General features: G+C 37.3%; 5 protein-coding genes and 1 pseudogene. 1 reads left to right on the plus strand and 5 read right to left on the minus strand.

Annotated features, from left to right (window positions below):
• Nucleotides 1-185 precede the first annotated feature (185 nt).
• Nucleotides 186-458: a transcriptional regulator gene (locus AFK68_RS18685; protein ID WP_094674065.1), complete on the plus strand. Its 273-nt coding sequence runs from the start codon at nt 186-188 to the stop codon at nt 456-458.
• A gap of 340 nt (nt 459-798) precedes the next feature.
• Here the strand turns inward: AFK68_RS18685 and AFK68_RS18690 are convergent, their stop codons facing one another.
• The 5 genes and pseudogenes from AFK68_RS18690 to AFK68_RS45675 form a co-directional block, all read right to left on the minus strand.
• Nucleotides 799-1,002 (minus strand): hypothetical protein, encoded by a 204-nt coding sequence (locus AFK68_RS18690; protein WP_094674067.1) that lies wholly within the window; start codon nt 1,000-1,002, stop codon nt 799-801.
• A gap of 605 nt (nt 1,003-1,607) precedes the next feature.
• Nucleotides 1,608-1,886 carry a hypothetical protein gene (locus AFK68_RS18695; RefSeq protein ID WP_371357444.1) on the minus strand — a complete coding sequence of 93 codons (279 nt, stop codon included), beginning with the start codon at nt 1,884-1,886 and terminating at the stop codon, nt 1,608-1,610.
• A 565-nt stretch (nt 1,887-2,451) separates the two neighbouring features.
• Entirely contained in the window at nt 2,452-5,928 is a 3,477-nt protein-coding gene (locus AFK68_RS18700; protein ID WP_143438029.1) for a multicopper oxidase domain-containing protein, read from the minus strand.
• A 22-nt stretch (nt 5,929-5,950) separates the two neighbouring features.
• Complete coding sequence (locus tag AFK68_RS18705; protein WP_246844281.1) at nt 5,951-6,649, minus strand: RNA-guided endonuclease TnpB family protein; 699 nt, start codon at nt 6,647-6,649, stop codon at nt 5,951-5,953.
• 12 nt (nt 6,650-6,661) lie between these two features.
• A pseudogene (locus AFK68_RS45675) lies at nt 6,662-7,362 on the minus strand (RNA-guided endonuclease InsQ/TnpB family protein); the annotation flags it as partial.
• Nucleotides 7,363-7,482: the final 120 nt, after the last annotated feature.

The raw sequence follows: 7,482 nt of genomic DNA on the forward strand, positions 1-7,482 counted from the left end.
GCTTTAATTATAGTAACTATTTAACCGAATATGATATAAGTCTGCGGAGAAGTTCTTTTTTGACTCCTCTTCGATCTGATGTTCAGTTGAATACTTATAAATATAGCTATCAGCTCTAAGATGTAATTTCTATGGATGAATTTTGTATAGTTTTAATTGTAGAGAATTAAGTAGAAAAATAGACTATGAAAATTGATATTGATATAATGACTCGGTATTTACATAGAATGCGAAATCAACCAGGATGGGATTCTCTCAATGAGGTTGCCACATCTTTAAATATGGATAGAGCTACATCTAGGCGCTACACAAAAACAGCAGAAGAATGGGAATTAATTGAACGCCAACAGTTAGAAAATCAACCAACTCAAATTCAAGCAACTCAGAAATTAATGAAATTAGAGCCTGGAGAAGTCAGAAAAATTGTACAAGCAAACTGTCAGGAGTTTGATTTTTAAAGATTGATATTTGACTGATAAATCTTGTCTAATATTGAGAGGATTTTGAATCTGAAACTTTCATAAAAGAGGCAGGAAATATTTATTATATAAATCTCAAAAAGTTTGCTATTGATATCTAAGCATTCAGCCGTCAGCTAGCCTCCTAGGTCATAACTACGTTTTTTCGTATAGGGAATGCTCCGCTTTCCATGTCGGCGACAGCCGAAAATAGCCATCAGCTATAATTTATTAAGTTTAGGACTTACGCAGCAGACCATATATATAGAGTCACAAACTATAACGTTATAGTTTTTAAACTCTATATATANTTTTTTCCCTATCCTACTTTCCATATTCTCTACTCCCTAAAACCATCTAAAATTATTTTTGTTAAGACACTTCCTACAACTAATACTGGTGTTAACCAATCACCCCATTTTACATATAAAGTCTGAGTCTTTCGTCGATAAATTGTATCAGTTAGCCTCCTGTCGGAGGAACTGCGTTTTTTCGTATAGGGAATGCTCCGCTTTCCATGTCGGCGACAGCCGAAAATAGCCATCAGCTATAATTTATTAAGTTTAGGACTTACGCAGCAGACCATATATATAGAGTCACAAACTATAACGTTATAGTTTTTAAACTCTATATATAGTACCTTTGCGTAAGTCCTGAAGTTATTATCTCACTAATATGAAGGAGAAATTAGTTTCCAAAGAAAATTAAAAGTTACAACTAAAGTATACTCCTTTAACCACATAAGGAATTATTCATTATTTGGTTAATTTCGCAGTTCCGATCCAGGAGGCTTGACAGCTAATAGCTGAATTATTACATTGATATAACAAGGAATGTACAGTTATGTTTAATTAAGATTTTCCAATTATTTGACTTTAGTAGTTAGTCTTCCTATTCCTTCCTGATATTAAATCCGCTTGCAATAGAAGTGTTATAAGAAACCGGGTTTATGGGAGGTAAATATTAGTTAGATGGGGCATTTAATATCAACCCGGTTTCTATACTTTTTTATAGCGATACTACCAAATTCCATATCACTCTTCCCTAATATTCTTTATTATTAGACATCTCTAATAATAAAGAATAAAATCAATGACCCCAAAGAAATCATCGACATATTTCCCCCTACTCCCTTTTTTCTGGATATGTCTATTTATCAAGAACATTACAAATTAATTTCCCAGCACCATTAGATGTAAATTTTACAATATTACCATTTTTTTGAATTTTCTGTTGAGTGCGACAATTATAAATTTCTAATGGTTTTCTCACACTATTAATACTAACTTCTGCTCGATATTCCCAATAGTTTTTAGCACTGCGTTTAATACTGAGAATACAAATTTTATTGCCATTATAATTACGACAAAAAGATGCTGCTACAGGTGGTGCAACAGCAAAGAAAAAAATAAATAAAACAATTGACAAAATAATGTATTTCAAGATTCCCAAATTTGTTTGTAATATAAAATCCGGATAATTAATATATCTAATACCAATTCCCATGCATTAATGCTATACTTGATTAATACTTCAGTTATTAAGTAATTACCTTAGCATAATTACCTTTTTGCTGATTTGAGGCAATTTACAGCACTTTTTAGGATGGTGAGGTACACTTTAATTAATTATCTTTTGCCTGTAGCAATAGTGCCTGTTGCCTAAAGTCCTAAAATTTGTACCTCACTAACTCCGAAACTGCTGTAATCTTAGATTATCCTTATTTTTACTTCTCCGTACGGACGTTGCATGCAACGTCCCTACCTACTCCCCTACTCCCCTACTCAATCAAATGTAGAAAAGTTTTTGAGAAATGGTATAAGTCATTGCGACTGAAACGGAGTGTAAGGTTTGCCTCGCATTCCGGAACGGATAGTAATCTCAGAAGTGCGCGGAGATTGCTTCCTATCGTCACAATGACAACGGTTCAAATGGATTCTATATAATCAAAAAAATCAGAAGGCGCAACTGCACCCCCTGATTTTGATGAATTCTAACCCAACATAAAATTCTCAGCTACTAACGCTGGCGCACCTTCTAATGTAGCAAATTGACCTCCACTACCGAAACCAGGAACAGTACCATCAACATTATAGTACAAATTACCAGTTGTACTATCGTAAACAATGAATGCTTCTGATGCAGCAGCATCACTTTCATTAGCAACAACAGCAAAATTCTCTTGTATACTCTCTGTTGTATCAAATGCGGTGAAAGTAACAGCTTCAAGTTCGATTAAATCTTCTGCTCCATTAAAGTCAGTTATGGAATCAACACCTAACATACTTGCATCGAATACCTCATCAGTATCGAAGACAAATATATCGGGATCTGCTCCACCTGTCAGCATATCATCTCCTCGTTCCCCATTGAGAATGTCTGCTCCTTCTCCACCTATCAGGATATCGTCATCTTTTCCTCCACGGAAAGAATCGTTTCCTGCACCACCATTGAGGGAATCAATACCTCGAAAGCCATCTAACAAATCGTCCCCCAAATTACCATTGAGGATATCATCTCCTTCTAACCCATAGATGTTGTCATTATTATTACCTCCATCAATACTATCATTTCCTACAGTACCAATTGTATTTCCTGCGAATAAATTTCCACCTCGGACTTGAAATATCTCGCGAGTACCTTCTTCATTTTGAACAAATAAAACTGGTTCGCCTCTTTGATGACCAGGAACGTCAGCAAAAGTACCAGATAGATTTGTGATATTACCTTCAGGGGTAAATGCAGCAGCTAGCTCAACTGGCAGCTCGGACTCTCCTGCTTCGGCATCATCATCGTTATCGTCATCATCATCATCAGTCTCTACTTGACTCATTTCCATGTTTTCCATGTCATCCATGTTTTCCATGTCATCCATGTCGTCCATGTGTTCCATATCATCCATGTCACCATCATGCTCACCATCATGTTCCCCATCACCATGTTCCCCATCGTCTCCACCATGTCCACCGTGGTGTCCTCCTCCAGTGTAAGTCCAAATCTTCACTTGCTCATCACCCTCTGCTAACTGTTCGCGATCAACAGCAAATGTAGTAATGTTAGCATTATTACCTTGAACATTAGTATTAAAAGAATGATCGTCCAGATTGAAATCTTCAGTAGGAGGATTATCATCTTCAGGTTCGGGGCGCTGGAGAACATAGCCAGAAGTAACCTCAATCTCCCCTGTATAATCTTCTCCGTAAGGACTAATAGGTTCTTCCAGCCCTGCCGCTACTACATCACTGAAATCAATTTCTTCACCTGCTGCGATCTTTTTCTCAATATCAATACCACTCAAAACCGTTAATTTCCCATGATTAGTAATATAGATATCCTCAAAGTTATCTCCAGCAGCATCTCCCACCGCTACATTGAGATTATTCTCTAAATCATCATCATCAGAGACCAATCCATCAATAAGTATACTGGTAAGCAGCTCAAAATCTTCACCATTATAAATCTCAATCAATACCCCGTCTTCTGTAACTATACCAGTAACTATGTCAGCAAAGCCATTTCCCAGAATATCACCAGTAGCAACAGATCCTTTTTCCCCTGCAATATCATCTACTTCCTCAAAAGCATTAAATTCAGCAATTTGTAAAGTGTCATCACCATCAACATCTGTTATACCTTGTGCTTGCAGATTAAATAATGACCTGCCATCAAATACTCGAACTGTATGATCCCCTTCAATCTCCATAGCAACAACATCAGTGGTATTATCAGTAACGTTATTGCCTACAAATGGTAGCAAAGCGTTCACATCATCAATATCAATATCTACCCCACCTGTAAAATCAGAACCAAAAGGATTCAAATTAAGGCTAGGTCCTGTGACACCGCTACCCCGGAGTAGTTCAATACTCGTACCATCAGCATCTCCCTCTTCATTGCTCAAACCTAACCAAGTATCATTTGTATTTAGAATCACCCGGACAACTGCCATCATACCCGCATCTTCATGGAACAGAATATGGCAATGATTCACAAAGCTACCATCATAGTCTTTGAACTGCATATACATTCTGACTAGGGAAGCGTCACCATTAAATTCTGCTGTACCGTAGGGATTCGTTTCTGTCACTGTACCTTCCTGATGAGTAGGGGGTAGAGCAATGGTATCCCCTTCTATATAAGGTAGATAAGTATTATCTAAATCTGCGATGCGCTGACCATTGATATCTAAAACTGTAAAAGGATTTTGGTGAATGTGGAATGGATGCCATTCTAGGAGCGGAAGATTTGGAAAACCATCTTCTAGCAATGTTTCATCATCTAACCCAGAGATATTAAACACATTCCAGATTTCTGCTGTACCTAACATTGGCAGCGCTATTGGAGTCTCAGTTCCAGGGAGAAAATACCCGCCATTAATTCTGTAAGTTCCCTCGAATGTATGTACCTCTAAGTCATCTGGAATATTACCTTCGGCGATCGCTCCACCAATATTTGCACTCCAAATATATGTACGTTCCCGGTCTACACCAACACCATTTTCCGCTGCATTAACTCTCTCTATCAGAGTTTCAACTCTTTCTTCGAGACTATCATAAGCTTCTGGAATTGGAGCTGGAGCAGTTTCTGGACCAGTTACATCAAAAGTCATCAAAACCTGGGGTCCCCAAGTATAGTGACCATCATCAAATCCTTGAGATTCAGTACCTTCTGGCAATTTAGCCGTCATTGTCTGGATCAACTCTGGGCTATCTTCACCCACAATTTCTGGCGTACCATTAGATAGCAAATAATACTTACCTGGTTCGGTAAAAGAATGATCTATAGTTATCCGTTGCCCAGGTTGGAAAATTGGTGAATCTTCCATAGTTCTGCGGACTTCTTCTGTAGCCCGACCAGGAAAAGAGTCACCATCAAGACCTACATAAGTCATTTCCTGGAGTTCGAGAGTAACTTCCCCATCAGGACCGATCTCTTCTTTGTATAACTGAAGAACATGGTGAGAATTAACATCTGAATTTAGGAGCGAAAATGTTTGTAACTCACCAGTCTCTAATTCAAGTGTGGGGTTATATTGACCATTAATAGTGTGAATAACGTTTTCTGCTGGTGTCTCTAAAACACCACCGCCATATTCAAATATCTCGGGATTATTTGTACCATCCTCATTTCTACCCAGAGGTAGTTCAGGGTTATAGAGAACTGGTTTAGCGTTATAACCTATAAATACAGCATCTGATAGTTCATAAATTGGCAGACCATCATCTGTAAATCCTTCAGTTTGTACAGGTGTACCCGCAGGTAATGGAATATCACTTTGATTGAGGGGATCGTCTGGGGAACCTGGTCGATCTACTTGCTGGAGACCAAAGGTGTTAAGGGTCATCAAATAGAAATTTTCCGAGGTTGGGTCCCATTTATTTAGGTCTGGTTCATCGAAGTTGGGGTTAACTTGCAGCGCACCTACTAACCCTGCTGCTAGTTGAGTATTAGTGTATCCTTGACACTCCACGGACTGAAAGTCGCGTGGATTCTTAAGGGTCACAAATTTGATGGACTGAAGTCACATCAAATTTTACCCTTAATGGCATAGCCAAAGATGCCTCTAATCTGTCCGGGGTGAACCCATTCAGGTTGCTTTTAACTCCAATATTTACTGCACCATTACAGTCAGCATTTATCAATTTTCCTTCCCTAGTTTTGTACAAACCGCGTTTGATTCGTTTACCACTAAAATTATATTCAGTAGGGTTATCAGCATTATAAACAGGTATTAAATCACCGTCTAAAAAGCTAGCTTTAGAAGTATAAGATTCTTCCTGTTCTTTGTAAGTCAACCCGTATCTATAACACATAGATTTTAGTTTCATTCTCAAGTTATGGTGTGGTATTTGTACAAACTTTTGGTTGGTTTTCTTGCCTAAATTTATATTTTGTTTCATGCCAGGATTAACACCTACAACTATAGTAGATATTTGATTTTTACTACACCAGTTTATTAAATACCTAGCTGCTTTATTTAGGTAATCTCTAACTTTATTATTCCGATTTATAGTGATACTAATTTGTTTTTTTGTCAAACCTTTAATACCCTGTTTATCTTTTATAGATTGCAATCTAGAATTTTCTTTGTTGTACCACTGGTTAATTGATTTAAGTTTTCTACCGTCTAGAATAAACGATGACCCAGTATTTGATACACAAGTGGCTAGATTGTCTAAACCAAGGTCGATTGCTACTGCATNGATTGCAATCTAGAATTTTCTTTGTTGTACCACTGGTTAATTGATTTAAGTTTTCTACCGTCTAGAATAAACGATGACCCAGTATTTGATACACAAGTGGCTAGATTGTCTAAACCAAGGTCGATTGCTACTGCATTATCTGTTTTTACTGCTGGTTGTGGTTCCGACTCCGTAATAAATTCTACTTCAAAAAACTGGGCATCAAATCTAGGAATTATTCTAACTTCCTTGAGATTCTTATCTGCCAATCTTTCAGGGAAAGGGATTTTTACTGCACCATATTCAGCCTTGAATTTCTGAGACATTGGAATATTAAAACATCCGTCTTTTACCCTAATTCGAGGTATGATTAAAGGAAAATATCCCTCTTTTTTGAGGTATCTAGGCATTCGTATTTGTTCAAACCGATACAGACTTTCTTTGGCCTTATGAATTAAGTTGAAAAATGACTTAAAAGACCTGTCAACAACTTTCAAAGTCTGTTGTGCAATATCAGTTTGAAGTAGCTGATAATTTTCGTTTTCTTTGCAGTAATGATAGTTGGATTCATACCTTAGATATCCGCCCTCAGAGAAATAGAATTGTCGCACAGAATACAAGCCAACATTGTACATATTTTTAGATAATCTGCACAAAGCTTTCAATGCTTTAAATTCGGTGCTAGACAAATTTCTAATTTTGTTCTTTTGAGTTAGGTACATACAATAGTTTTCGCTTTATAATGTCTATCTTAGCGAAGTGTCCTTGAATTGTCAACATGACTACGGGTTAAAACCCGTCGATTCGCTTCCATCCCGCCGTTTAAACTGGCGGGTTTCCCA

It is taken from the genome of Hydrocoleum sp. CS-953, assembly GCF_002260545.1.
In the GTDB taxonomy this organism is placed as follows: Bacteria; Cyanobacteriota; Cyanobacteriia; order Cyanobacteriales; family Microcoleaceae; genus Trichodesmium.